The 22,904-nt window shown below is 72.3% G+C and carries 24 protein-coding genes and 1 pseudogene; 9 read left to right on the top strand and 16 right to left on the bottom strand.

Annotated elements, in window-relative coordinates; translation table 11 throughout:
- Positions 1–19 precede the first annotated feature (19 nt).
- The 8 genes from TCUR_RS15700 to TCUR_RS15735 form a co-directional block, all read right to left on the bottom strand.
- Positions 20–904 carry a hypothetical protein gene (locus TCUR_RS15700; RefSeq protein ID WP_012853511.1) on the bottom strand — a complete coding sequence of 295 codons (885 nt, stop codon included), beginning with the start codon at positions 902–904 and terminating at the stop codon, positions 20–22.
- Entirely contained in the window at positions 901–2,055 is a 1,155-nt protein-coding gene (locus TCUR_RS27135) for a cysteine protease StiP family protein (protein WP_012853512.1), read from the bottom strand. The genes TCUR_RS15700 and TCUR_RS27135 overlap by 4 nt, the downstream gene beginning before the upstream one ends.
- On the bottom strand, positions 2,052–3,455 hold the full coding sequence (locus TCUR_RS27140) for a phosphoribosyltransferase family protein (protein ID WP_012853513.1): 1,404 nt from the start codon (positions 3,453–3,455) through the stop codon (positions 2,052–2,054). The genes TCUR_RS27135 and TCUR_RS27140 overlap by 4 nt, the downstream gene beginning before the upstream one ends.
- Entirely contained in the window at positions 3,452–4,609 is a 1,158-nt protein-coding gene (locus TCUR_RS15715) for an HpcH/HpaI aldolase/citrate lyase family protein (RefSeq protein ID WP_012853514.1), read from the bottom strand. The genes TCUR_RS27140 and TCUR_RS15715 overlap by 4 nt, the downstream gene beginning before the upstream one ends.
- A gap of 235 nt (positions 4,610–4,844) precedes the next feature.
- A complete protein-coding gene (locus TCUR_RS15720) occupies positions 4,845–5,423 on the bottom strand; it encodes a TerD family protein (RefSeq protein ID WP_012853515.1) in 579 nt (192 codons plus the stop codon).
- A 7-nt stretch (positions 5,424–5,430) separates the two neighbouring features.
- A complete protein-coding gene (locus tag TCUR_RS15725; RefSeq protein WP_012853516.1) occupies positions 5,431–6,582 on the bottom strand; it encodes a DUF475 domain-containing protein in 1,152 nt (383 codons plus the stop codon).
- Positions 6,583–6,617: 35 nt separating this feature from the next.
- A complete protein-coding gene (locus tag TCUR_RS15730) occupies positions 6,618–7,196 on the bottom strand; it encodes a TerD family protein (RefSeq protein ID WP_012853517.1) in 579 nt (192 codons plus the stop codon).
- Positions 7,197–7,291: 95 nt separating this feature from the next.
- Positions 7,292–7,867: a TerD family protein gene (locus tag TCUR_RS15735; protein WP_012853518.1), complete on the bottom strand. Its 576-nt coding sequence runs from the start codon at positions 7,865–7,867 to the stop codon at positions 7,292–7,294.
- Positions 7,868–8,102: 235 nt separating this feature from the next.
- On the opposite strand from TCUR_RS15735, the gene TCUR_RS15740 reads away from it, so the two are divergent.
- Positions 8,103–9,362, top strand: coding sequence for a coiled-coil domain-containing protein (locus TCUR_RS15740; RefSeq protein WP_012853519.1), 1,260 nt, complete (start codon positions 8,103–8,105; stop codon positions 9,360–9,362).
- A 69-nt stretch (positions 9,363–9,431) separates the two neighbouring features.
- On the opposite strand, the gene TCUR_RS15745 is transcribed toward TCUR_RS15740, so the two are convergent.
- From TCUR_RS15745 to dnaG, 4 genes are all read right to left on the bottom strand, one after another.
- Positions 9,432–9,884 carry a YbjQ family protein gene (locus TCUR_RS15745; protein ID WP_012853520.1) on the bottom strand — a complete coding sequence of 151 codons (453 nt, stop codon included), beginning with the start codon at positions 9,882–9,884 and terminating at the stop codon, positions 9,432–9,434.
- 28 nt (positions 9,885–9,912) lie between these two features.
- The gene (locus TCUR_RS15750) at positions 9,913–10,263 is read right to left on the bottom strand and encodes an avidin-fold protein (RefSeq protein ID WP_012853521.1); all 351 of its coding nucleotides are present in this window, start codon (positions 10,261–10,263) and stop codon (positions 9,913–9,915) included.
- A 129-nt stretch (positions 10,264–10,392) separates the two neighbouring features.
- The gene (gene rpoD / locus TCUR_RS15755; RefSeq protein WP_041442021.1) at positions 10,393–11,538 is read right to left on the bottom strand and encodes an RNA polymerase sigma factor RpoD; all 1,146 of its coding nucleotides are present in this window, start codon (positions 11,536–11,538) and stop codon (positions 10,393–10,395) included.
- A gap of 71 nt (positions 11,539–11,609) precedes the next feature.
- Complete coding sequence (gene dnaG, locus TCUR_RS15760; RefSeq protein WP_012853523.1) at positions 11,610–13,499, bottom strand: DNA primase; 1,890 nt, start codon at positions 13,497–13,499, stop codon at positions 11,610–11,612.
- A 77-nt stretch (positions 13,500–13,576) separates the two neighbouring features.
- Here dnaG and TCUR_RS15765 point away from each other — a divergent pair, with 77 nt between their 5' ends.
- Entirely contained in the window at positions 13,577–14,182 is a 606-nt protein-coding gene (locus TCUR_RS15765) for an outer membrane protein assembly factor BamB family protein (protein WP_012853524.1), read from the top strand.
- Between the two features lie 176 nt (positions 14,183–14,358).
- On the opposite strand, the gene TCUR_RS15770 is transcribed toward TCUR_RS15765, so the two are convergent.
- Entirely contained in the window at positions 14,359–15,006 is a 648-nt protein-coding gene (locus TCUR_RS15770) for a Rid family hydrolase (RefSeq protein WP_012853525.1), read from the bottom strand.
- A 10-nt stretch (positions 15,007–15,016) separates the two neighbouring features.
- The gene (locus TCUR_RS15775) at positions 15,017–16,531 is read right to left on the bottom strand and encodes a flavin monoamine oxidase family protein (RefSeq protein WP_245536874.1); all 1,515 of its coding nucleotides are present in this window, start codon (positions 16,529–16,531) and stop codon (positions 15,017–15,019) included.
- 338 nt (positions 16,532–16,869) lie between these two features.
- Here TCUR_RS15775 and TCUR_RS15780 point away from each other — a divergent pair, with 338 nt between their 5' ends.
- Genes TCUR_RS15780 through TCUR_RS15805 form a run of 6 tightly spaced genes read left to right on the top strand, consistent with a single transcriptional unit; the run spans position 16,870 to position 21,324 of the window.
- A complete protein-coding gene (locus TCUR_RS15780; RefSeq protein ID WP_012853527.1) occupies positions 16,870–17,172 on the top strand; it encodes an urease subunit gamma in 303 nt (100 codons plus the stop codon).
- A complete protein-coding gene (locus tag TCUR_RS15785) occupies positions 17,169–17,480 on the top strand; it encodes an urease subunit beta (RefSeq protein ID WP_012853528.1) in 312 nt (103 codons plus the stop codon). Before TCUR_RS15780 ends, TCUR_RS15785 begins: the two co-directional genes overlap by 4 nt.
- A complete protein-coding gene (locus TCUR_RS15790; RefSeq protein WP_012853529.1) occupies positions 17,473–19,197 on the top strand; it encodes an urease subunit alpha in 1,725 nt (574 codons plus the stop codon). Before TCUR_RS15785 ends, TCUR_RS15790 begins: the two co-directional genes overlap by 8 nt.
- Positions 19,198–19,210: 13 nt before the next feature.
- Entirely contained in the window at positions 19,211–19,876 is a 666-nt protein-coding gene (locus tag TCUR_RS15795; RefSeq protein ID WP_012853530.1) for an urease accessory protein UreF, read from the top strand.
- Positions 19,877–19,894: 18 nt separating this feature from the next.
- Complete coding sequence (ureG, locus tag TCUR_RS15800; RefSeq protein ID WP_012853531.1) at positions 19,895–20,557, top strand: urease accessory protein UreG; 663 nt, start codon at positions 19,895–19,897, stop codon at positions 20,555–20,557.
- Positions 20,554–21,324 (top strand): urease accessory protein UreD, encoded by a 771-nt coding sequence (locus TCUR_RS15805; protein ID WP_012853532.1) that lies wholly within the window; start codon positions 20,554–20,556, stop codon positions 21,322–21,324. Before ureG ends, TCUR_RS15805 begins: the two co-directional genes overlap by 4 nt.
- A gap of 48 nt (positions 21,325–21,372) precedes the next feature.
- Here TCUR_RS15805 and TCUR_RS25725 read toward each other — a convergent pair.
- Positions 21,373–21,546, bottom strand: a pseudogene (locus tag TCUR_RS25725) (DUF305 domain-containing protein); the annotation flags it as partial.
- A gap of 634 nt (positions 21,547–22,180) precedes the next feature.
- Between TCUR_RS25725 and TCUR_RS27145 the strand changes: the two are divergent.
- A complete protein-coding gene (locus TCUR_RS27145) occupies positions 22,181–22,339 on the top strand; it encodes a hypothetical protein (protein ID WP_169313036.1) in 159 nt (52 codons plus the stop codon).
- Positions 22,340–22,402: 63 nt separating this feature from the next.
- Here the strand turns inward: TCUR_RS27145 and TCUR_RS15815 are convergent, their stop codons facing one another.
- Positions 22,403–22,846, bottom strand: a complete 444-nt coding sequence (locus TCUR_RS15815) for a carboxymuconolactone decarboxylase family protein (RefSeq protein WP_012853533.1) — start codon at positions 22,844–22,846, stop codon at positions 22,403–22,405.
- Between the last annotated feature and the right edge of the window lie 58 nt (positions 22,847–22,904).

Raw genomic sequence — 22,904 nt, forward strand, 5'->3', positions numbered from 1 at the left:
ACCGCCGGTGACGGCCTGCCTAGAGCCGTTCGGGTTCGCTCCCCGTCCGGTCCGCGGGCCGCAGAAGACGCCGCCAGCGGCCGGTGGCGGGGATGGCGGCGGGGTCCAGGACGTGGCCGAGGAGACGCTCGACGATCTCCTCGCCCGCGGCGACGCCCCGCGCGGCGGTGACGGCGGTGTTGGGGGCGCTCCAGCCGGTCTCGGCCAGCTCGCCGTGCGAGGGGCGCAGCGCCAGGTCGGCCGCCTCCAGCAGTTCGATGTCCAGCAGCGAGTCCCCGGCGGCCAGCATCCGGTCGGCGCCGGCGCGGCGGGCGACCTCGGCGGCGGCGGACGCCTTGCTCAGCCCCGAGGGCAGGCAGTAGACCTTGCGGCCCTGCAGGGAGGTCCGCCAGCCGCGTTCGGCGCACCAGGCCGACAGCTCCGCCAGCCAGCCCGCCGGAAGCGCCGCCCGGTCGACGACGGCGTAGGCGAACAGCTCGGAGGCGGTCCGCAGCCTGTGCACGAACCCGCCGGCGATCCGGCTCAGATGCTCGCGGACTTCGGCGAGCTCGGCGCCGGTCTCGGCGACGCGGGCGCGCACCCGGCCGGCCCAGCCGGCGTCCTCCGCCCCGTCCACCAGGATGTGGCCGCCGTTGGCGCAGACGGCGTACGGGAGGGGTTTGCCCAGCAGGCGGACGCGGCGGTACTGCTCGGGTGTGCGCGTGGTCACCGGGACGAGCACGGCGGCCTCGGCGAGCCGCTCGATCAGGATCGCCGCCGTCTCGGTGACGTACGACAGCGGCGCGGCCCGGTAGTGCTCCACGCACAGCAGCCGGGGCAGGGTCTCGTCGGGTCCTTCCAGGGCGAGCGCGGCGGCCGAGTAGATCAGCGTCCGGTCCAGGTCGGTGCACACCACCGTCCTCATCGCGCACCGCCCCGGTGCGGGTGCGGACGGATCAGGCCCATGCAGGCGTAGGGGAAGGCGTCCGGCTCCACCTCGACCACGGGGACGCCGCGTTCGGCCGCCAGCAGCCTGATGTGGGCCAGCTCGCGGCGGTCCAGCATGTCGGCGCGGGCCAGCACCTGCCAGGGGACGCGGCGCAGCAGCACCCGGGTGGTCTCCCCCACCCCCGGTTTGATCAGGTTGAGGTCGTCGATGCCGTAGCGTTCCCCGATCCGCCGCACCGCCCGCCGGCCCGCCCAGTCCGGCCTGCGGTCGGCGGCGCGATGGGCGGGCCAGTCGGCGGCGACCTGCGCGGCGACCTGCTCGAAGCGGGCGCAGACGGTGTCGATGAACAGCCCCGACACATCGCCCGCGGCCAGTTCGGCGTAGAACTTGGCGCCGTGGAAGTCGCCCGGCCCGATCAGCTCATCGTTGAGCACCGTCCGGCTGACCAGGCCGGAGACGGTGGAGTTCAGGCAGGCCGAGGGGATGAGGAAGTCGTCGCGGGTGCCGAAGATCTCCGCGCAGCGCCCGGGGTCGGCCAGCACCGCCAGCTCGCCGGGGAAGCGCACCCCCTCCTCCCGGGCGTGGGCGTCCAGGGCGGCGGCCAGCTCGCTTGCGATGGCGCCCTTGCCGGTCCAGCCGTCCACGAACATGACCGCCGCCGGGTCGTGGTGGCGGGCCAGGTAGCGCAGTGCGACGCGGTCGATGCCCCGGCCGCGCACGATGCTCATCGCATAGTGCGGCAGCTCCAGCCCGTGGATCGCGCGGGCCCAGCGCCGGATCAGCACGCCGATGGGGGTGCCGGCGCGGGCCAGCGAGACCAGCACCGCCCCCGGACCCCGCTCGGCCAGGATCAGTTCGGCGACCAGCCCGACCGCGTACGCCAGCCGGGTGGCCGACTCCTGCAGCGCCCGGTGGAACAGTTCCTGGTACTGCGGGCTGGGCCGGTACTCCACCGGCAGCGACTCGGCGTAGTGGGCGCGGCCGGACTGGATCGCCGCCTCCCGTTCCTCGGCCGGCGCCTCCAGGCGGACGTGCGAGAGGTCCTTCAGCAGCCAGGCGACGTCCTCGGCCGGGTAGCTGCCGAAGTCCGGGCCGCGCAGCGGGCTCGGCAACGTGCGCGTGCTCAACGATCCCCCCTTCGGGCGGGCGTGCGGACGGGCAGCACGGCCATGGTGACCGGGGCGAGTTCACGCAGCCGGGCCGCCAGTCCCTTTTCCAGGAGCGGGGTGTCCCCGGCCCGGTCCACCACCAGCACGATCGCCTCGAACGCGCGGTCACGGTCGCCGCCGGGGGCCACGTTGTAGGCGTAGCGCTCCCCGGGGCCGTCGGCCGGGTCGTCGTGGGCGGGGAAGGTCAGGCGGGTGCGGATGGCGTACCCGGGGTCGTCCACGGCCAGCACCGGGGAGCGGGTGGTGGTCGAATAGCGGACCTGTGCGGCCGGCAGCAGGTCGGCCAGGGCCTCGGCCAGCCGCAGCGGCGCGTACATCAGCTCCTCAAAGCCCAGCACCAGCACCCGGCGCGCCGCGGCGGGCAGCGTCTCGGCGAGCCGGGCGGCCATGGCCGGCAGTTCGGCCTCCAGGTGCCGGCGGTGCTCGGGGAGGAAGCCGTGCCGGCCGCCCTCCGGCAGGTCCTGCGGCCAGGCCAGATCGATCCTGACGAGCGGGTGCGCGCGGCCGCACGGCCGGGGCGGGGCGGGTGCGCAAGCGGTGGCGGCCACCAGTTCCCGGCCCGCCCGCAGCACGTCCGCGGGCAGTTCCACCCGGCCGCGGGCCAGCGCGACCGCGTCGATGCGCGCCCCCAGCTCGTCGGCGAGGGCCGCCATGCGCGCCCGGTCCTGCGGGCCGCGCACGTCCACCAGGGACGCCAGCACGTAGTGGTCGCGGGGGTGCGCGGCGTGCAGGGCGCGGATCGTGTTGAGCGCCGTGGTGCCGGTGGACAGCTCATCGTCGACCAGCACCACCGGCCCGGCGGTCTCCATCAGCGCCGGGTCGGCGGGCAGCAGCAGGTGGCTGGTGGCGTGGCTGTGCTCCTCCTCGAACCCCCCGTACGGCGGCACCCCCGGGACGGGGCGGCGGGTGGAGTGCAGGTAGACGGCGCCGCCCAGGGCGTCGGCCACCGAGTGGCCGAGCGCGGTCGCGGTCTCGGCGTAGCCGATCACCAGCGCGGGCATCGGGGCCGCCGGCGCCTCCCGCAGCATGTCCCGCAGGCGCGCGGCGGGCCGCGCACCGTCCGGCGGGTTCCGTTCGGCGGCCAGGGCGGCGCGCAGGGCGGCGCCGGCGGCATCGGCGGCCGGCTGCGGCAGTCCGGCGATGCGGCGGCCCAGCAGCAGGCCGGCCCCGTGGACCAGGCGGGGGTCGGTCGGCACGTGCTTGCCCAGCACCGCCGAGACCAGCAGGTGGGCGCGGCGCGGGTTGCGCCGCACCGCCAGGCCGACCAGGTCGCGCAGGCCGGCCCCGAAGGGACGGTCGGCATCGCGCAGCGCGATGCCCAGCCGCTCGGCGACCCAGGCGCCGTTCCACCCGGTCACAGGCCGCCCGCCGCTTCCAGCAGTTCCACGAACGTGACGTCCTCCGCCGCCACCCCGAACACCTGGGCGCGCAGCATGAGCCGTTCGGCCCAGGCCCGGTGGGGCTTGGCCTCGTTCATCTTGTTGGCATACGAGCTGGCCATGGCGCCGCCGCCGTCGACCCCGAGGATGTCGGCGGCGTCGCAGTACTCCTCGTGGGTGACCACCGACAGCGCGTGCACGGCCGCGACGTGGGAGGGGTGGATGACGGTCTTGCCGATCAGCCCGTTGGCCTTGTCCAGGTGCACCTCGCGGATCAGCCCGTCCAGTTCGGCGCTGATGAGGTGGCGGCGCAGCCCGGTGGCGGCGCGGCGTTCGAACGGCGACTGCCGCAGCTGGGGCTTGAACATCCGCTCCCCGGCCGAGAAGTACTCCCAGACCGGGCCGGTGACCACGAAGCCGGTGCCGTCGGCCCGGCCCAGCACGTTGACCACGTCGGCGATCACCGCGGCCACCGGCTGGATGTCGTAGATGGTCAGGTCGGGCGGGCGGCGCAGCCCGTAGGCGGCGCTCAGGTCGGTGGCGCCCAGCCGCACCGCCAGGATCGAGTCGGCGTACTTGGCCAGCAGCCGCGCCACGTCCTGCAGCATCTCGGCGCGGGTCTCGGCGTAGATGGCCTCCCGGCTCTCGATCACCGGCATGGCCAGCAGCCGGCGCGCGGCCAGCGGGCTGGTCTGCACCAGCGCGTCCAGGAACGCTCCACCGGTGGCCGCGGTGAACTTCGGCAGCACGAATCCGCTGACCAGCTCGACCGCATCGCCCAGCCGCCGGGTCAGGTCGCCGATCTGCTCGGGGGTGCGGACCCGGATGAACAGCAGCGGGGCGGCGCTGCCGGAGGCGTGGACGCGGCGCAGCTGGTCGATCATGTTGGCCTCGGCCGCGGGCACCTGGTCGTCGGGGATGGCGTCCTCCAGGCACACCACCATGCTCATCACACCGTGCCGGACGGCCTTGACGATGTCGTGGGCCAGCGTGGGGCGGGTCGCCGGACTGTAGAGCGTGGCGCCGAGCGCCACCGCCAGCAGCGCCGGGTCGGTGTCACGGTCGAAGGGGCGGGGCTGACGAAAGAACAGGCGTTTGCGCCGGGCGGCGGAGACGTGGTCGAAGTGTCGCATGGGAGCGGTTCCTTTCCACGGCCTGCCAGGCCCCAGAGCAACGGCACCGCACGGCGGGCCCGGTCCGCATCCCGGAACCATATACGGGAGATATGCCTATCTGTGGCATTTGGACAGGTGAATCGTGCGTCAGAGCACCCGGTGCGGCGGGCCGGGACGGGCCGGCCCTCGCACCCCCGCCGGGGCCGTGGAGTGCCGTGGGCCCATCCGCCCCGGCGGCGAGAGCACGGGCGCTTCACAGGTATTGCGTCACCACGGGCAGCAGGTGCTGGAAGGTGCGGCCGGTGGCGGTGGCCCCGATCGCGGTCATCGACCAGCCGGAGCCCTCCCGGCTCACCTTGGCCATGATCTGCGCGGTGTGCGGCCCGGAGCCCGACAGGTCGTAGCGGGCCAGCTCCCGGCCCGTGCTCTCGTCCACCAGCCGGCAGAAGGCGCCCGCGATCTGCGAGAAGTCCTGCCCGCTGAAGGAGTTGACGGTGAACACCAGCTGGGCGACGTTGCCCGGCAGCGCGGTCAGGTCGACCCGGATCGACTCATCGTCCCCCTCGCCGTCACCGGTGAGGTTGTCGCCGGTGTGCTGCACGGCGCCATCCTTGCTGCGCAGCTGGCGGAACCAGACCGCGTCCACGAGGTTGCCGGAGGCGTCGAACAGCAGGCAGGAGGCGTCCAGGTCGGTCGGCTGGGTCTTGGACCGGCCGAACAGCCCTCTTTTGACCACCGGGTCCCAGCCCAAGCCCATCCTGACCCGGGTGAGCGCGCCGCCGTCCGGCTTGGCCAGCGAGACCTTCTGCCCCTTGCTCAGCGAGACGGACATGGCCGCATCATTCCCCGGTCAGCGCCCCGCTCCCCGACACGCTCGTGGGGTGCAGTTCCTCCGCCCCGTCTGGGCCGGCCGCGCCCGGTGAGGCGCCGTTTCGCTCGCGCCGGTTGCGCAGCACCGAGGACAGGAAGGCGGCGATGATCAGACCCGCGCCGAGCCCGCCGGTGATCGCCTCGGGGACGTGGACGGCGATGCTGATCAGCATGCAGACGGCCAGGGCGCCGATGGCCCAGTGCGCGCCGTGCTCGAGGTAGACGTACTCGTGCAGGGTGCCCTTGCGCACCAGGAACACCGTCAGCGAACGGATGTACATCGCACCGATGCCCAGGCCCAGCATGATGACGACCGGGTCGGTGCTGATGGCGAACGCCCCGATGACCCCGTCGAAGGAGAACGAGGCGTCCAGCACCTCCAGGTACAGGAACAGGAAGAACCCGGCCTTGCCGGTGGCCAGCACCAGCCCGTTGGGGCCGGTGGTGCCCTTGACGGCGGGGACCTTGACCTCCTCCTCGCCGTCGCCGTCGTCCTCGCCGCCCTGGGAGAACAGCTCGCCGAGCCCGTTGACCAGGATGTAGGTCACCATGCCCAGCACGCCGGCGATCATCACCTGGCCGGTGTCCTCGGCGAACAGCCCGGCCACCAAGGCCAGGGCACCGGCCGCCACGACCACCGAGAGCTGGTCGAGCTTGCCGATCCGCGCCAGCGGGCGTTCCAGCCACGGCAGCCATTTGTCCGCGCGTTCCTCGAACACGAAGTCCAGGAACAGCATCATCAGGAACATGCCGCCGAACGCCGCGATCGTCGGATACGCCTCATGCATCCGGTGGGCGTATTCCTTCGGATCGTTGAAGGCCAGATCAAAGGCCTCGATCGGCGTCATCTGAGCGGTGATCCCGACGATCAGCAGCGGGAAGAGCAGCCGCATGCCGAACACCGCGATGGCGATGCCGATGGTCAGGAAGATCTTCTGCCAGAAGGTGCTCATCCGTTCCAGCACCTTGGCGTTGACCACGGCGTTGTCGAACGAGAGCGAGATCTCCAAAACGGCGAGGACGGCCACCAGCGCCAGCCCGGCCGGCCCGCCGTACAGCAGTGCGGCGAGCAGGCCCAAACCGGTGATGGCGAACGACCACCCGAAGGTGCGAAGAATCATGAACGAATTTCTGGTCGGCGGGGTAGCGTCAGCGATCAGCCTACGTTGACGCCGAAGTCCATGGCGATACCGGCCAAGCCCGAAGCATACCCTTGGCCGACCGCCCGGAACTTCCACTCGGACTGATAGCGGTAAAGCTCACCGAAGATCATTGCGGTCTCGGTGGAGGCGTCCTCGGTGAGGTCGAAACGGGCCAGCTCGGAGTTGTCGGACCGGTTGACGATGCGGATGAAGGCGTTGCGGACCTGACCGAAGGTCTGGCCGCGGTTGTCGGCGTCATAGATCGACACCGGGAAGACGATGCGCTCGCACTCGGGCGGGACGGCGGTCAGATCGACGTTGATGACCTCGTCGTCGCCCTCGCCCTCACCGGTGAGGTTGTCACCGGTGTGCTCCACCGAGCCGTCGGGGCTGCGCAGGTTGTTGTAGAACACGAAGTGCCGGTCGGAGAGGACCTTGCCGTTGGCGCCCAGCATCAGCGCCGAGGCGTCCAGGTCGAAGTCCGCGCCGGTCGTGGTCCGCACATCCCAGCCCAGGCCGACCGACACTGCAGTCAGGTTGGGCGCGGCCTTGGTCAGCGAGACGTTGCCGCCTTTGGCGAGGGAAACTCCCATGGTCGGCTGCTCCTACTCCCTTGTGCTGCCTGCTGGTCCCTTGCGCGTCCCCGGAGCCGGATCTTCGGTGCCCGGTCCGGATACGGAAGACGAAATCAGACGTTGACCCCGAAGTCCATAGCGATGCCGGCCAGTCCCGAGGCATAGCCCTGGCCGATGGCGCGGAATTTCCACTCCGCGCCGTGGCGGTAAAGCTCACCGAAAACCATGGCGGTCTCGGTGGAGGCGTCCTCGGACAGGTCATAGCGGGCCAGCTCGTTGCCGTCGGCCTGGTTGACCACGCGGATGAAGGCGTTGCGGACCTGGCCGAAGTTCTGGCCGCGCGAGTCGGCCTCGTAGATGGAGACGGCGAACGCCACCCGCTGCGCCTGCGGGGGCAGGGCGGTCAGGTCGACCTTGATCTGCTCATCGTCGCCCTCTCCCGCCCCGGTGAGGTTGTCGCCGCTGTGCACCACGGCGCCCTCCGGGCTGCGCAGATTGTTGAAGAAGACGAAGTGCTGATCCGACAGCACCTTGCCGGAGGCGTCGACGACGATGGCCGAGGCGTCCAGATCGAAGTCGGTACCGGTGGTGGTGCGCACATCCCAGCCCAGGCCGACGGTGACCGCGGTCAGGCCGGGTGCCTGCTTGGTGAGCGAGACATTGCCGCCCTTGCTCAGACTGACGCCCAACAGTACCTCCAGGTTGCTTTTCCAGTCGCCATCGACCGAAGGCCGACATCCGTAAGACGTCGTGGCGATGCTATCCGTTCCGCTGCGTCCCGTCGGCCCGCAAACGGCAGGATCGAACCGTCCTGGGAGGATGAACGCACTGCCTGGCGTGAGCGAGACTAGGGGGAGCCAAAGATCAGGCCACGGGACGGCCCGTCCCGGGCCGGTCGGAGCAGGACGGCACGGCGGAGGCGCAGTGCGGGGAGCGGGCGAACGGCGTCGGCGGGGCCGCCGCGACGGGGCGGCGCAGACCGCCAGGGCGGCCGCGGTCGCGGTGCGGGAGAACGCCGCCACCGCCTTCTACGACATGGAGCAGACGCAGCGGTACGTCGGCGGGCGGGTCACCCTCTTCGCCGATCTGGACCCGGCCGCCGCAGAGAGCGCCCAGCGCGAGTTCGCCGACCTCAACGGCAAGGCCGACCACGCCGCTCGCGCCTATATCACCGTGCTGGACGCCCACAACCTCGACGACGAGAGCCGGTCGGCGGCCGAGTACGACGCCGCGCGGCGGGCCCTGACGGCCGTGCTCGAACGGCTCACCGGCGTCACCGAGGAGCTGAACGCCTTCGCCGTCCGGCTGGGGGCGCGGCTGGAGCGGCTGGAGGCCGCGCTGGATCAGCTGCCGCCCCGCCTGACGGCCGCCCGGCAGGCGGTGGCGGCGGCCGAGGAGGCCATCGAGCGGGCCCGGCGGGCCGGGATGGACGCCGCCGAGCCCGAGGCCGTGCTGGCCCGGGCGCACGACCTGCTGGCCAAGGTGTCCGCCCCGGGGCTGGGCGGGCTGGGCCTGTCGGGGGCGATGGAGGCGGCCGACGAGGCGCGCCGGCTGGCCGAGACCGCCCGCGAGCAGGCCGAGGAGCTGCCGAAGGCCGCCGAGAAGGTCCGGCATGCGCTGATCGCGGTGCGCACCCGGGTGGAGGCGGTGGCCGGGCGGATCGAGCCGGTGCGGGAGGCGATGAGCCGCCTGCTGCGCGGCTACTCGCTGGCGTGCTGGCAGGACCTGAAGAACGCCCCGAGTGCGATCGAGGAGGGGGTGGCCCGGGCGCGGGAGCGCATCGCCGAGGCCGAGGCGCACGCCGGGCGGGGCGAGTGGGCGCAGGCCCAGCGGGCGCTGACCGCCGCGCGCACCGAGCTGAACGCCGCCGACCGGCGGGCCGGGCAGGTCACCGGGCGGCTGGCCGACCTGGAGGCCACCGCGGCCGACCCCTCGGCGCCCGCCGAGGCGGTCCGTTTCACCGTGCGCGACGCCCAGCGGCTGGTGGTCACCGCCGGTTCGGCCATCTCTCCCCGGCACGCCCGGGACCTGGACGCCCTGGTACGGCGCCTGGAGGCGGCCCCGGCCAAGCTCCGCGGCCCGCACCCGGACTACTGGTCCTACCTGCAGGAGCTGGAGTCGATCAAAACCGCCGCCCGGGACGTGGTGGAACGGGTCCGCGCCGAACGCGCCGGCCGCGGCTGACCCGCCCCCGGGGACCGCCGGCTCGGCCCGGGGAGGTCGCGTCCGGCCGGACGCCGCCTCGAGGGGTTCTCAGTGGGTGCCGTCGCCGTGCAGGCCGATGGTCAGGTTGCGGGCGACCACGGGCGGACGGCTCGGATGCGGCTGCGGGACCGCCTGGGAGTAGGGGTGCTGGCCCGGCTGCTGGGCGGGAGCCGCCTCGGCCACCACGGCGGTGCCGTAGGCGCACACCTCATGGCCGCCCCGGCCCGGTCCGCCGGCGACGAAGGCGTTGTCGAAGCACATGCCCACCACCGCGTTGGCCCCCATCCGCTGGGCCTCCTCGGCCAGTCGCTGGATCGCCTCCCGCCGGGCGGCGGCCAGTCCGGGGCCCGGCTGCTCGGCGGCCGGCACGCGGAAGGTGCCGCTGTTGGACGCCGGGGCCGCGCCCCCGCCCTGATCGCTGTGCACGGCCACCCCGAACACCGGGCCGAGCACCCTGCGGATCTCGAAACCCGGCAGGCCATCAGTCGTGACGATCAGCATGCCCCCACCGTAGACGACCGGCGGGGCCTCATGCCCCTTGTTGGATCTCTTCGACCACGCTGGTGCCTTTGCCCGGCCGGGACTCCCACTCCCAGGTCTCCTCCAGCCGCAGCCGCCCGTCCGGCAGCACCCGCACCACCGACACGCAGTGGCCGTTGGCCGTCTCACCCGCGGTGTTGAGCTGGGTGTAGCGGAAGTCCAGGCGGTCGCCGTCGCGGGTGCCCACCAGGTAGCCGCGCCGGATCTCACCTCCGGCGTAGCAGGCCCAGATCTCGCCGTCCCGCTCGTGGTAGGTGAAGATCGTGGCGGGTGTGACCTCGCCGCCGGACACGTCGGCGACGGCGCGAAAGCGCCTGCCGTCGAGGGAAGGGGCCGTCATCGGAGCGATCCTAGCGGCGGTCCTTCGACGGGCCGGCGGCCGTCTTCGGCCGGTGGCGCCGCACCCGGGGAGCAAAAGCCCGCGACTTGGCCTCCTGCCAGGTCACGGGCTGCACTCGCGGGTTTCCCCCTATTCCAGATACTCGCGCAGCATCTGCGCGCGGGAGGGGTGGCGGAGCTTGGCCAGCGTCTTGGACTCGATCTGGCGGATGCGCTCGCGGGTCACCCCGAACTCGCGTCCGACCTCCTCCAGGGTGCGGGGGTGGCCGTCGGTCAGGCCGAAGCGCAACTGGATGATGCGCTGCTCCCGCTCCGACAGCGTGCACAAGATGTCCTCCAGCTGGTCCTGCAGCAGGATGAACGCGGCGGCCTCCAGCGGGACCACGGCGTCGGCGTCCTCGATGAAGTCGCCGAGGTCGGAGTCCTCCTCGCCGATGGGGGACTGCAGGGACACCGGTTCCTGCGCGATGCGCTGGATCTCCACGACCCGCTCGGCCGGCAGCCCCATCTCGGCGCCGATCTCCGCGGGCGTCGGCTCCCTGCCCAGGTCCTGGTGCAGCTGCCGCTGCACCCGCACCAGCTTGTTGATGGTCTCCACCATGTGCACCGGGATCCGGATGGTCCGGGCCTGGTCGGCGATCGCCCGGGTGATCGCCTGGCGGATCCACCAGGTGGCGTAGGTGGAGAACTTGAAGCCTTTGGTGTAGTCGAATTTCTCGACCGCGCGGATGAGGCCGAGATTCCCCTCCTGGATGAGGTCGAGGAACAGCATTCCCCGCCCCACGTAGCGTTTGGCGATCGAGACCACCAGGCGCAGGTTGGCCTCGATGAGGCGTTGTTTCGCGCGCGCCCCCTCACGCGCGATGAGTTCGAGGTCGAGCCGTTCCCTGGGGGAGATGAAGGCCGCCCGGGCCAGCTTCTCCTCGGCGAACAGGCCCGCCTCTATCGTTTTGGCGAGTTCGACTTCCTCTTCCGCCGTCAGCAGCGGCACGCGCCCGATCTCCCGCAGGTAGATGCGGACCAGGTCGCTGGTCGGCACCCGTTTGCCGAGGTCGTCCTCGTCGGCTCGGGAAAGCTCCCCGGTCTCGCCGGGAGACTCCAGGACCTCCACTCCTTGTTCGGCGAGCGCCAGGACGACCCGCTCCAGCGAGTCCGCCGGCAGCTCGGAACGGTCGATCGCGGCGGCGACGTCGTCGACGGTCACGCCGCCGTGCTCTCTCCCACGCACGACAAGGTCCGCCACCTGGTCAACCGATGGCGCTTGGCTTGGCAGCACCGAAGGGCCCACAGTGACAGTGTGCGTCAATCGAGTGCTAGATCACAGCACCCATTTTTCGGGAAAATGTGCTATAGGGACCCGATGGCTCGTTCCCGCATCACGCGTCTCTGCTGCTCAAGCGCCACCAGATCGCCGAACAGGCGGTTGTAGTCGTCCGGATGCTCGACCGGATTCAGCCGTTCGAGTTTGGCCTTCAGCGCGGCGATCTCCCCGGTGAGCTGGCGTTCCCAGATCCGGGCGAGCAGTTCATTGGCGTATCGGTCGTCCGTTTCCCCGGCAAGGCGCAGCGGCTCCACCGCCAGCCGGGTGATCAACGCGGCCACCCGCTCATTGGGGGCCGCCTCGCGCAGCCGCACCGCCCAGTCCGGCCCGCTCGCCGCCGCCACCCCGCCGGCCTGGGCGATCACCGCGCGCACGGCGGCGTGCGGCGGGGCGGTGAAGGCCGACTCGGGCAACTGGTCGAAGGCCGGGCCGACGACCGCCGGGCGCTGCACCGCCAGCTTCAGCAGCTCCCATTCGCGCTGCACGTCCGGGTCGCCGAGGTCGTGCCCGGGCTCTGCGGCCGCCGGGCGCGCCCGCTCCGGCCGGCCGCCGGCGACGCCCGTCCGGGCGGCGCCGCCCGCACGCGCCCGGCCGGCCTGCTCGCGGATGCGGCGCAGCACGAACCGCTCGTCCATGATGCCCAGCCAGCGGTCCAGGCTGGTGGCGTACATCTTGCGCAGCCCGGCGTCCTTGATGCCGGCCACCACCGGGGCGGCGGCGTCCAGCGCGGCCAGCCGGCCCTCGTTGGTGGTCAGGTCGTAGCGTTCGATGGTGGCGCGGATGACGAATTCGAAAAGCTGGGTGCGGGAGGCGATCAGGTCGCGCACCGCCGCGTCCCCGTGCTTGAGCCGCAGGTCGCAGGGGTCCAGCCCGTCCGGCTGCACCGCCACGAAGGTCTGCGCGCCCAGCCGCTGGTCCTGCTCGTAGGCGCGCAGCGCGGCCCGCTGCCCGGCGGCGTCCCCGTCGAAGGTGAAGATGATCTCGGCGCGGGCGTCCGGCTGGTCCATCAGCAGCCGGCGCAGCAGCTTGGCGTGCTCTTCGCCGAAGGCGGTGCCGCAGGTGGCCACGGCGGTGGTCACCCCCGCCAGATGGCAGGCCATCACATCGGTGTAGCCCTCGACGATCACCGCCTGGCGGCGCCGGGCCATCTCCTTTTTGGCCAGGTCCGCCCCGTACAGCACGGTGCTCTTTTTGAACAGCGGGGTCTCAGGGGTGTTGAGGTACTTGGGCCCGTCGTCGTCCTCATACAGCTTGCGGGCGCCGAACCCGATCACATCGCCGGTCATGTCGCGGATCGGCCACACGAGCCGTCCCCGGAACCGGTCGACCGGGCCGCGCCGGCCCTCGCGGGCCAGCCCGCCGGCGATGAGCTCCCGGTCGGTGAAACCGCGGCCCCGCAGATGCCTGACCAGCGTCTCCCAGCCGCGGGGGGCGTACCCCACCCCGAAGTGCTCGGCGTGCGAGGCGTCGAAGCCGCGCTCGGCCAGGAAACGCCGGCCGATCGCCGCCTCCTCACCGGCCAGCTGCTCGGCGTAGAACTGGGCGGCGGCCTTGTGCGCCTCGATCAGGCGGGCGCGCTGCCCGTCCTGGCGGCGGGGGGCGTAGCCGCCCTCCTCGTACCGCAGCTCGACGCCGGCCCGGGCCGCCAGGCGCTCGACCGCCTCGACGAAGGTCAGGTGCTCCATCTTCTGCACGAAGGTGATGACGTCGCCGCCTTCGCCGCAGCCGAAGCACCAGTACAGCCCTCGGGAGGGGGTCACGTTGAACGAGGGGGTCTTCTCATCGTGGAAGGGGCACAGCCCCTTCAGGTCGCCGCCGCCCGCGCTGCGCAGCTGGAGGTACTCCCCCACGACGTCGGCGATCGGCGACCGCTCACGGACGAGCGCGATGTCCTCGTTGCGAATCCGGCCTGCCACGCCGCGAGTCTAATCCCGCTCCACCGCCCCGGCCCCGTCCCGCCCGGGGGGCCGGACCGCCCCGGCACAGTGCGATCATGAGCCTGCCCGCGGGGTTGCGCATCGGCGCGGCGATCGCGGCCGCCTTGGCCCCCGCCGCCTGCACCTCGGACTTCTCCGTGCCGGACCTCTCTGTGTCGGACGTCCCCCACTGGACGCCGAGGCAGGAGGGGCCGCCACCGCGATGGTCGGCGCAGATGCCCACCGGTTCCAACACGACGGTGCTCATGGGCCGGGTCGCGGTGGTCCTGAACGATGAGGCGGTGGTGGGGCTGGACGCCGCCACCGGACGGCAACTGTGGAGCTCGCCCTCCAGCGACCAGTACACGCGGCGCGTCACCGACGAGGTGATCGTGGACTGGCGGAAAGAGGACCTGGTGGACAAGGGCCCGTTCACGGTCATCGACCCGGCGACCGGCCGGACCCTGTGGCGCGGGGGGCCGGCGCTGCTGGACATGGCGACCGGGCGCACCCGGTGGACCGCCCCCGACCCGGGGGTGACGTCCTTATCGCCGCCCTGGGGGACCAGGGTCACCGGCGGCCTGGTCGCCGTCGGGACCGTCGAGGACAAGATCTCCTACGTGCTGGTGTACCGCGCCGCGGACGGCGAGCGCGTGGGCCGGCCGGCTGCAGGGCCTCGGTGAGGACTGGGTGGCGATCGACCACGCCCGCGACGCGCCGGTGGGCCGCCGCACCCTGGAGTTCATCCGCTTCTGACCACCGGGCCGGGCATGGAAGCGGCGTCCCACCGGCGGGGAGTCACCGGTGGGACGCCTGGTCTCCTCCTTTCAGTCGGCGCAGGGCGCAGGCGGTTCTCCGCTCACTTCTCGGGGTAGGCGGCGACCACCTCCACTTCGACCAGCCACCCCTGAACGGGCAGGTTCTCCACCTCCAGCGCGACCCGGGAGGGACGGGCCGGGTTGACGTACATGGGCTCGGCGGGGGCCGCCGAGCCCAGCGGCACCTCCATGGGCTTGCCGGTGGTCAGATCGGTGTTGGCGTAGAACTGCCGGTAGGCGCGGTTCCAGCCGTTGAAGTCGGCGCTGTCGGAGCCGGGCGGGTTGGCCAGGTACACCCGCATGGAGATCACATCCCGCGGGGTGAGGCCGACGGCCTCCAGGTTGGCGCTGACCTGTTTGAGGGCGTTGATGCCCTGGGCCTCGGTGATGGTGACGCCGGGGGGCAGCTTGCCGCCGGGGAAGTCGATGTAGCGCTCGGGCGTGCCGGCGGGGGCGGCGGTGTTGGCGGCCGCCGGCCCGGTGCCGCTGGCGGTGTAGGTGGCCACGTGCGCGCCCACCGAGACCCCGTTGGCGATGTTCGGGGTGGCCGATCCCTCCGGCAGCGCCACGATCACCTCATGGGGCTTGGGCGCCTTGGGCTTTTTGCTCTTGGGGGCCGCCGAGGCCGCCCCGCCGACGCCGACCAGCAGGGTCGTGGCGACGGCACCAGCGATGATCTTGCGACGCAATGGGGTCTCCTCAGGACTTCAGCACCCGCTGGTGCAGTTCGGTGACGACCTTGCGGGCCGATTCGAACGAGCCGTGCATCCAGGCGATCTCGTAGCTGAGCCAGTCGCCGCAGAAGTAGACGCGGCCCTGCGGCTGGTTGAGCAGCCTGTACTCGGCGCCGCGACTGGGCCAGTTGACCCAGGCGCCCTCGATGAAGGGCTGGCGGCGCCAGGCGATCGACAGGGAGGCGGCGATGTCCTTCTTGAACTTGGCCCCGTGGATCTTGGCGCCCGCGTTCAGCGCCCGCTCCAGCCGCTGGGCGTGGGTCAGGGGGTCGTAGGTCTGGGCGTTGCGGCCGGAGTTGTAGTAGGCCAGCAGCACGCCGCGCTTGCCGTGGTAGCCGTAGGACGGGTACCACATCACCGAGATGTCCAGGTCGGTGTTGGTGATGCCGCCGTAGATGTTGTCCTCCAGCTCCCACCAGCGGCGGGTGTACTCGATGCCGAGCTTGCCGGCGGAGCTGACGGTCGGGTACTCCAGCGCGGCCTGGACGCTCGCCCCCAGGTTGTGGGGGATCTTGGCCATGACGTGCGGCGGCAGCGTGGCGATCGCGTAGTCGGCCTTGGCGACCTTGGTCTTGCCGTTGAGGACGTACTGGACCTCCACGCCGTTGGGGAGGTTGGTGATCTTGGTGACCTTGGCCCCGGTCTTGATCCGGCCGTTGCCGACGGCCTTGGCCAGCGCCCGGGGGATGGCGTCCATGCCGCCGACCGGCTGGAACATCATCATGGCCTGGCTGTAGCCCAGCTCGAAGGAGAAGGAGCGGCCGACCCCGCTGGCCAGCACCTGCGACAGCGACGGCGGCGGCCCCAGCACGGTGCCCGCCTGGTCCCCGGCGCCCGGGTCGACGGTGTAGCCGCGCCGGCCGGTGCCGGTGTAGGCGTAACCGCTGCTCTTGGGGCCGATCGCGCCGAAGTCCGACAGGAACGACAGCAGCCGCTCCTTGTCGGTGGCGCTGAGCTGCTGGTCCAGTGCGCCCTGGTCGGTGGCCTTGGCCAGCAGCTCGGAGATGTAGCCGTACACGTCCGCCTTGGCGGTGCGCCACTTGACCGGCGCGGTCATCCCGGCCGATTCGTTGTAGATCAGCGCCTCGGCGTTGGCGTTGGCGAAGACCTCCAGCGGGACGCCCAGCTCGCGGCAGTAGTCCATGGTGGTCATCCACTGCGCGATGCGGGCCGGTCCCATGTTCATGTACTGGCCGTCGCTGAACTTGGCGCGCTGGGTGGCGCCGTCGATCTCCTCCAGCTTGTCGCCGCCCCGCATGGTGAGGTTGCGTCCGCCCACCCGGTCGCGGGCCTCCAGCACGGTGCAGTCGTAGCCGGCCTTGCCCAGCTCGTAGGCGGCGGCGAGCCCGGCCACGCCGCCGCCCAGGATCAGCACCTTGGCGGCGCCGCGGCCGCGCAGCCGGAAGTCCGACGGCTGCGGCGGCTGAAAGGGAACCTTGGTCGCCGACTCGGCGGAGGGCGCCAATCCCAGCGCGCCCATGGTGGCGAACATAGCCCCTGCGCCGCCGGTCACTCCCACCCTGGCCAGGAAGGAGCGCCGGCTCAACCCCTGCGACTGTTCCGTCGTCGGCAAGGAACACCTCCCAAGATCTCGACGCAGGGGAGCTTCAGATCTTGACATTTCAGACATAATGCACGCCCGTAATGGGCGTGTTACTAAATGATCACTTACCTTTGGAACGATCCATCCAAATGGGGAGATCTCATCTCCCGACAAGGCCGCCAACCTGGCCGTTTAAGCCCCACCCACTGTTAAATCGGGATTAAATCCATATTCAAAACGTTGTGGCGACGCCGCGGGCCGCTAGCGTCGATCAAGTGCTGATCACCCCACACGAACAGGAACGACTGCTGATCCATGTGGCCGCGCAGGTGGCTCGGGAGCGGCGGGCGCGCGGGCTGCGGCTCAACCATCCCGAGGCGACCGCGATCATCGCGGCCTACGTGCTGGAGGGCGCCCGGGACGGACGCACGGTGGCCGAGCTGATACAGGCCGGGCGCACCGTGCTCACCCGCGACGACGTGATGGAAGGGGTGCCGGAGATGCTGGAGTCGGTCCAGGTCGAGGCGACCTTCCCCGACGGGACCAAGCTCGTGACCGTGCACAGGCCGATCCCATGATCCCGGGCGAGATCGTGCCGGGCGAGCGGCCCGTACAGCTCAACCCCGGACGCGAGCGGGTGACGGTGACGGTGGTCAACACCGGGGACCGGCCGATCCAGGTCGGCTCGCACTACCACTTCGCCGCGGCCAACCCCGCGCTGGAGTTCGACCGCAAGGCCGCCTGGGGACGCCGGCTGGACGTCCCGGCGGGCACCGCGGTGCGGTTCGAGCCCGGCATCACCCGCGAGGTGTCCCTGGTCCCCCTGGCCGGCAACCGCGTGGTCCCCGGCCTGCGAAGCGAGAGCGCCGGAGCACTCGATGACTGAACTGTCGCGCGCCCGCTATGCGGCGCTGTTCGGCCCGACCACGGGCGACCGCATCCGCCTGGCCGACACCAACCTGTTCATCGAGGTCACCGAGGACCGTTCCATGGGAGCGGCCGGGGCCGGCGATGAGGCGGTGTTCGGCGGCGGCAAGGTGATCCGCGAATCGATGGGCCAGGCCCGCACCACCCGCGCCGAGGGCGCCGTGGACCTGGTGATCACCGGCGCGGTGGTGCTGGACTACTGGGGGATCGTCAAGGCGGACGTGGGCGTCCGCGACGGACGGATCGTGGCGCTGGGCAAGGCCGGCAACCCCGACACCATGGACGGGGTGCACCCGGACCTGGTGATCGGGCCGTCCACCGAGGTGCTGGCCGGCAACGGCAAGATCCTGACCGCCGGGGCGATCGACTCCCACGTGCACCTGATCTGCCCGCAGCTGGTGGAAGAGGCGCTGGGCGCCGGGGTGACCACGCTGCTGGGCGGCGGCACCGGCCCGGCCGAGGGCACCAAGGCCACCACGGTGACCGGCGCCTGGTACCTGCACCGGATGCTGGAGGCGCTGGATGTCTGGCCGGTCAACGTGGCGCTGCTGGGCAAGGGCAACACCGTCTCCTCCGAGGCGCTGTGGGAGCAGCTGCGCGCCGGGGCCTGCGGGTTCAAGCTGCACGAGGACTGGGGGTCCACCCCGGCGGCGATCGACGCCTGCCTGAAGGTCGCCGACGCCTCCGGCGTGCAGGTGGCCCTGCACAGCGACACCCTGAATGAGGCCGGGTACGTGGAGTCCACCCTGGAGGCGATCGCCGGCCGGTCGATCCACGCCTACCACACCGAGGGCGCCGGCGGCGGGCACGCCCCCGACATCATCACCGTCGCCGCGCACCCCAACGTGCTGCCGTCCTCGACCAACCCGACCCGCCCGCACACCGTCAACACCCTGGACGAGCACCTGGACATGCTGATGGTGTGCCACCACCTCAACCCGGCGGTGCCCGAGGACCTGGCGTTCGCCGAGTCCCGGATCCGCCCCACCACCATGGCGGCCGAGGACATCCTGCACGACCTGGGCGCCATCTCGATGATCGGCTCGGACTCCCAGGCGATGGGCCGGATCGGGGAGACCGTCATCCGCACCTGGCAGACCGCGCACGTGATGAAGGAGCGCCGCGGCTCCCTGCCGGGCGACGGCGCCGAGCCCGCCGACAACCTGCGGGCCCGCCGCTATGTGGCCAAGTACACCATCAACCCGGCCATCGCCCACGGCCTGGACGACCTGGTCGGGTCGGTGGAGCCGGGCAAGCTGGCCGACCTGGTGCTGTGGGAGCCGGCGTTCTTCGGGGTGCGCCCGTCGGTGGTGCTCAAGGGCGGGGTGATCGCCTGGGCGGCGATGGGCGACGCCAACGCCTCCATCCCCACCCCGCAGCCGGTGCTGCCCCGTCCGATGTTCGGCGCCGCGCCCGCGGCGGCCGCCGCCACCTCGGTGCACTTCGTCGCCCCGGCGGCGATCGAGGACGGCCTGGCCGGCAAGATCGCGGTGAACCGCCCGCTGGTGCCGGTCAAGAACACCCGCCGCCTGGGCAAGGCCGACCTGCCGCTCAACGACGCGCTGCCGGCCATCGAGGTGGACCCGGACACCTTCACCGTCACCATCGACGGCGAGGAGGTCGAGCCCGCCCCGGCCGCCGAGCTGCCGATGGCCCAGCGCTACTTCCTGTTCTGATGGGCGGCTTGTGATGGACGCCGCGCTGCTGCTGCTGGCCGACTCGCGGCTGCCGGCGGGCGGGCACGCCCACTCCGGGGGGCTGGAGCCGGCGGCCGCCGCCGGGGCGGTCACCGACCCGGCCGCCCTGGCGGGCTTTCTGCGCGGGAGGCTGGCCACCGCCGGGCTGGTCGCCGCCGCGCTGGCGGCCGCCGCCTGCGCCGGTGGCCGCGACGACTGGGCGCGGCTGGACGCGGAGGCCGATGCGCGCACCCCCTCCCCCGCCCAGCGGCGGGCCTCCCGCGCCCAGGGCCGTTCACTGCTGCGGGCGGTGCGCGCCACCTGGCCGGTGGCGGAGCTGGACGCGCTGGGCGAGCTGCACGAGGCGGGCCCGCACCATCCGGTGGTGCTGGGCGCGGCGACCGCCGTGGCCGGGGGCGGCCCGCGGCAGGCCGCGGCGATCGCCGCCTACGGGGCGGTGAGCGGGCCGGCGTCGGCGGCGGTGCGGCTGCTGGGGCTGGACCCGCTGGCCGTGCACCGGACGCTGGCGGAGCTGGCCGGCGACATCGATGCCGTCGCCGCGCGGGCCGCAGGCTGCGCCGCGGCCGATCCGGCCGAGCTGCCGGCCGTCTCCGCCCCGCTGCTGGACCTGTACGCCGAGCTTCATCTGCAGGCCGACCTGCGTCTTTTCGAATCCTGAAGCGTTGGAGGAACTGCCTTGGGTGCCTTTCACGGCGACGACCCCCACCACGCCCCCGACACCGCGGGCCGGGCGCTGCGGCTGGGCATCGGCGGCCCGGTCGGCAGCGGCAAGACCGCGCTGACCGCCGCGCTGTGCCGGGCGCTTCGGGAGGAACTGTCGCTGGCGGTGGTGACCAACGACATCTACACCACCGAGGACGCCGACTTCCTGCGCCGGGCCGCGGTGCTGCCGGACGACCGGATCAGCGCGGTGCGCACCGGCTGCTGCCCGCACACCGCCATCCGCGACGACATCTCCGCCAACCTGGAGGCGATCGAGGACCTGGAGCGCCGCCACGGCCCGCTGGACCTGGTCATCGTGGAAAGCGGCGGCGACAACCTGACCGCCACCTTCAGCCGGGGCCTGGTGGACCGGCAGATCTTCGTGCTGGACGTCTCCGGCGGCGACAAGGTGCCGCGCAAGGGCGGCCCCGGCGTCACCGCCTCGGACCTGCTGGTGATCAACAAGACGGATCTGGCCCCGCTGGTCGGCGCGGACCTGGCGGTGATGGCCGCCGACGCGGCCGCGGTGCGCGCCGGCCGCCCGGTGCTGTTCACCTCGCTGCGGCAGGAGCCGGACGCGCCGGAGGTGGCCGGCTGGGTGCGCGGGCTGATCGGCCACCGCCACCCGGTGGGATGAGCCGCCGCTATGCGGCCCGGGCCGCGGTGGTGGCCGAGGCGGGCCCCCATGGGCGGACGCGCCTGAGCGAGCTGCGCTCAGACGGCCCGCTGGCGCTGCGCCAGACTCCTGATGCGGTCTACCTGGTGGGCGCGGCGGCCGGCCCGCTGGGCGGGGACGAACTGACGCTGGAAGTGGTGGTGGGTCCCGGCGCGCGCCTGGCGATCCGGTCGGTGGCGAGCACGCTGGTGCTGCCGGGCGAGGGCGAGTCGCGCTTCACCGTGCGGGCCCGGGTCGGCGCCGGCGGCCACCTGGACTTCGCGCCCGAGCCGACCGTGGCGGCGGCCGGGTCCCGGCACCGCGCGACGGCCTCGATCGACCTGGCCGAGGGCGGTGCGCTGCGGTGGCGGGAAGAGCTGATCTTGGGACGGCACGGGGAGCGGCCCGGACGGCACGCCGGCCGGCTGGATGTGACCTACGGCGGCAGGCCGCTGCTGCGCCACGAACTGGATCTGACCGATCCGGCCGTCCGCACCAGCGGCGCCGTGCTGGGGGGTGCCGGGGCGGTCGGTTCGGTGCTGCTGGCCGGTCCCGGCCTGACCGCCTCCGGCCGGGATTCTGCGGCGCATGCCGCCGAGGGCCTGGCGGTGCTGCCGCTGGCCGGTCCCGGAGTCCTGGTCACCGCGCTCGGCGCCGGATCGGCGCAGCTGCGCCGCCGCCTGGAGGAGGGCGAGGCCCTGGCGCTCGGCCGAGCGCGGCCGGGCACCGGTGCAGCCCGCATCGCCTGATCCGATGGCCGCCGTCCCGGATGCGCCGTTCAGGCGGCCGGGCCGGTCTCACTCCTCCAGGCCGCGCAGCAGGTCGCGCATCCGGACGATCTCCGCCCGCTGGCCGGTGAGCACCTCCTTGGCCATCTGTTGCACCAGCACATCGGTGCCCTCGGCCAGTACCCGGTCGGCCATCGTCAGGGCGCCCTCGTGATGTCCGATCACCAAGGTGAGGTAAAGCCGGTCGAACTGCGCGCCCCGGGTCGCAGAACGACGTCTCGGTGATGGGGAATCCGCTGTTCCCGTCCACCGGCTCTTCGCGCAGCGACGACTCCTGCCAGAGCACCGCCGAGCCGGTCACCGACCCGACCGCCTGGGAGGGCATCAAGATCTTCGGCATCAGCGACGTGCGCAACCCGCGCTATGCCAAGGCCGTGGAGACCGGCTGCGGTTCGCACACCCACACGCCGGTGCCGGGCAAGGGCAGGAACAAGGACTCGGTCTACGTCTCCTCCTACCTGCCGGGTCCGAGCTCGGTGGGGCCGGACTGCCAGTACCCCTTCGACCAGATCCCGATCATCAAGGTGCCGCTGAAGAGGCCGGCGGAGGCCGCGGTGGTGGCCGAGCCGGTGCTGTTCCCCGACGGCGGCAACCCCGGTGAGGGCAGCACCACCTACCCGACCACCGGCTGCCACGACATCACCGCCTACCCCGGCAAGGACCTGGCGGCGGGCGCCTGCATGGGCGACGGCGCACTGTTCGGCATCTCCGCCCCGGAGAAGCCGAAGGTCATCGGCGTCGTCCGCGACACCGAGAATTTCACCTTCCGGCACTCGGCCACTTTCAACAACAAGGTTTCAACAACAAGGCGGACAAGGTGGTCTTCACCGACGAGCTCGGCGGCGGCGCCACCTGCAACAAGGCCGTCGGGCCCAACAAGGGCGCCAACGCGATCCACGACATCGTCGGCAAGGGAAAGAAGGTCAAGCTGGACCTGCTCAATGTGCAGACCCAGCCGGACTACTACCGCCGGTGACACCGCGCCCCCGGTGAACCGGCAAGGCCGTGCCCCGGCCACGTGCGGCCGGGGCACGGTGTTTCAGCGCACCGCAGGCCGCCTGCGCAGCGGCGCCCCCAGCCGGTTGAGCGCGTTGATCAAGGCCACCAGGACGACCAGCGCGCCCGCCTCCTCCTGGTCGAAGCAGGCGGTCACCGCCTGCCAGACCTCCTCGCTCACCCCGCGTTCGGACAGCCGGGTGGCCTCTTCGGTGTAGGCCAGGGCCGCCCGTTCGGCCTCGCTGAACACCGGGGCCTCGCGCCAGGCCGCCACCAGCGCCAGGCGCTGCTCGCTCTCACCGCGCCGGCGCGCCTCGTGGACGTGCAGGTCCAGGCAGAACGCGCAGCCGTTGAGCTGCGAGGCGCGGATCTTCACCAGTTCCTGGACGACCGGATCCAGCGGCCCTTCCGCCAGCGTCCGATAGGCCGCCAGGACCGCCTGATACGGCTTCGGCGCGGTCTTGGCGAGGTCCATGCGTGCTTCCATGCATGCTCCCTGGGTCGGTTTCACCAGGGAGACGACGCCGCCCATGCCCGTGTGACGG

It is taken from the genome of Thermomonospora curvata DSM 43183, assembly GCF_000024385.1.
GTDB lineage: Bacteria > Actinomycetota > Actinomycetes > Streptosporangiales > Streptosporangiaceae > Thermomonospora > Thermomonospora curvata.

Coding starts and splice junctions, on each gene's coding strand:
- TCUR_RS15700 (WP_012853511.1), bottom strand. CDS start 904: ATGAGGACGGTGGTGTGCACCGACCTGGACCGGACGCTGATCTACTCG.
- TCUR_RS15715 (WP_012853514.1), bottom strand. CDS start 4,609: ATGCGACACTTCGACCACGTCTCCGCCGCCCGGCGCAAACGCCTGTTC.
- TCUR_RS15720 (WP_012853515.1), bottom strand. CDS start 5,423: ATGTCCGTCTCGCTGAGCAAGGGGCAGAAGGTCTCGCTGGCCAAGCCG.
- TCUR_RS15725 (WP_012853516.1), bottom strand. CDS start 6,582: ATGATTCTTCGCACCTTCGGGTGGTCGTTCGCCATCACCGGTTTGGGC.
- TCUR_RS15730 (WP_012853517.1), bottom strand. CDS start 7,196: ATGGGAGTTTCCCTCGCCAAAGGCGGCAACGTCTCGCTGACCAAGGCC.
- TCUR_RS15745 (WP_012853520.1), bottom strand. CDS start 9,884: ATGCTGATCGTCACGACTGATGGCCTGCCGGGTTTCGAGATCCGCAGG.
- TCUR_RS15750 (WP_012853521.1), bottom strand. CDS start 10,263: ATGACGGCCCCTTCCCTCGACGGCAGGCGCTTTCGCGCCGTCGCCGAC.
- TCUR_RS15765 (WP_012853524.1), top strand. CDS start 13,577: ATGAGCCTGCCCGCGGGGTTGCGCATCGGCGCGGCGATCGCGGCCGCC.
- TCUR_RS15775 (WP_245536874.1), bottom strand. CDS start 16,531: ATGGGCGCGCTGGGATTGGCGCCCTCCGCCGAGTCGGCGACCAAGGTT.
- TCUR_RS15785 (WP_012853528.1), top strand. CDS start 17,169: ATGATCCCGGGCGAGATCGTGCCGGGCGAGCGGCCCGTACAGCTCAAC.
- TCUR_RS15790 (WP_012853529.1), top strand. CDS start 17,473: ATGACTGAACTGTCGCGCGCCCGCTATGCGGCGCTGTTCGGCCCGACC.
- TCUR_RS15795 (WP_012853530.1), top strand. CDS start 19,211: ATGGACGCCGCGCTGCTGCTGCTGGCCGACTCGCGGCTGCCGGCGGGC.
- TCUR_RS15805 (WP_012853532.1), top strand. CDS start 20,554: ATGAGCCGCCGCTATGCGGCCCGGGCCGCGGTGGTGGCCGAGGCGGGC.
- TCUR_RS15815 (WP_012853533.1), bottom strand. CDS start 22,846: ATGGAAGCACGCATGGACCTCGCCAAGACCGCGCCGAAGCCGTATCAG.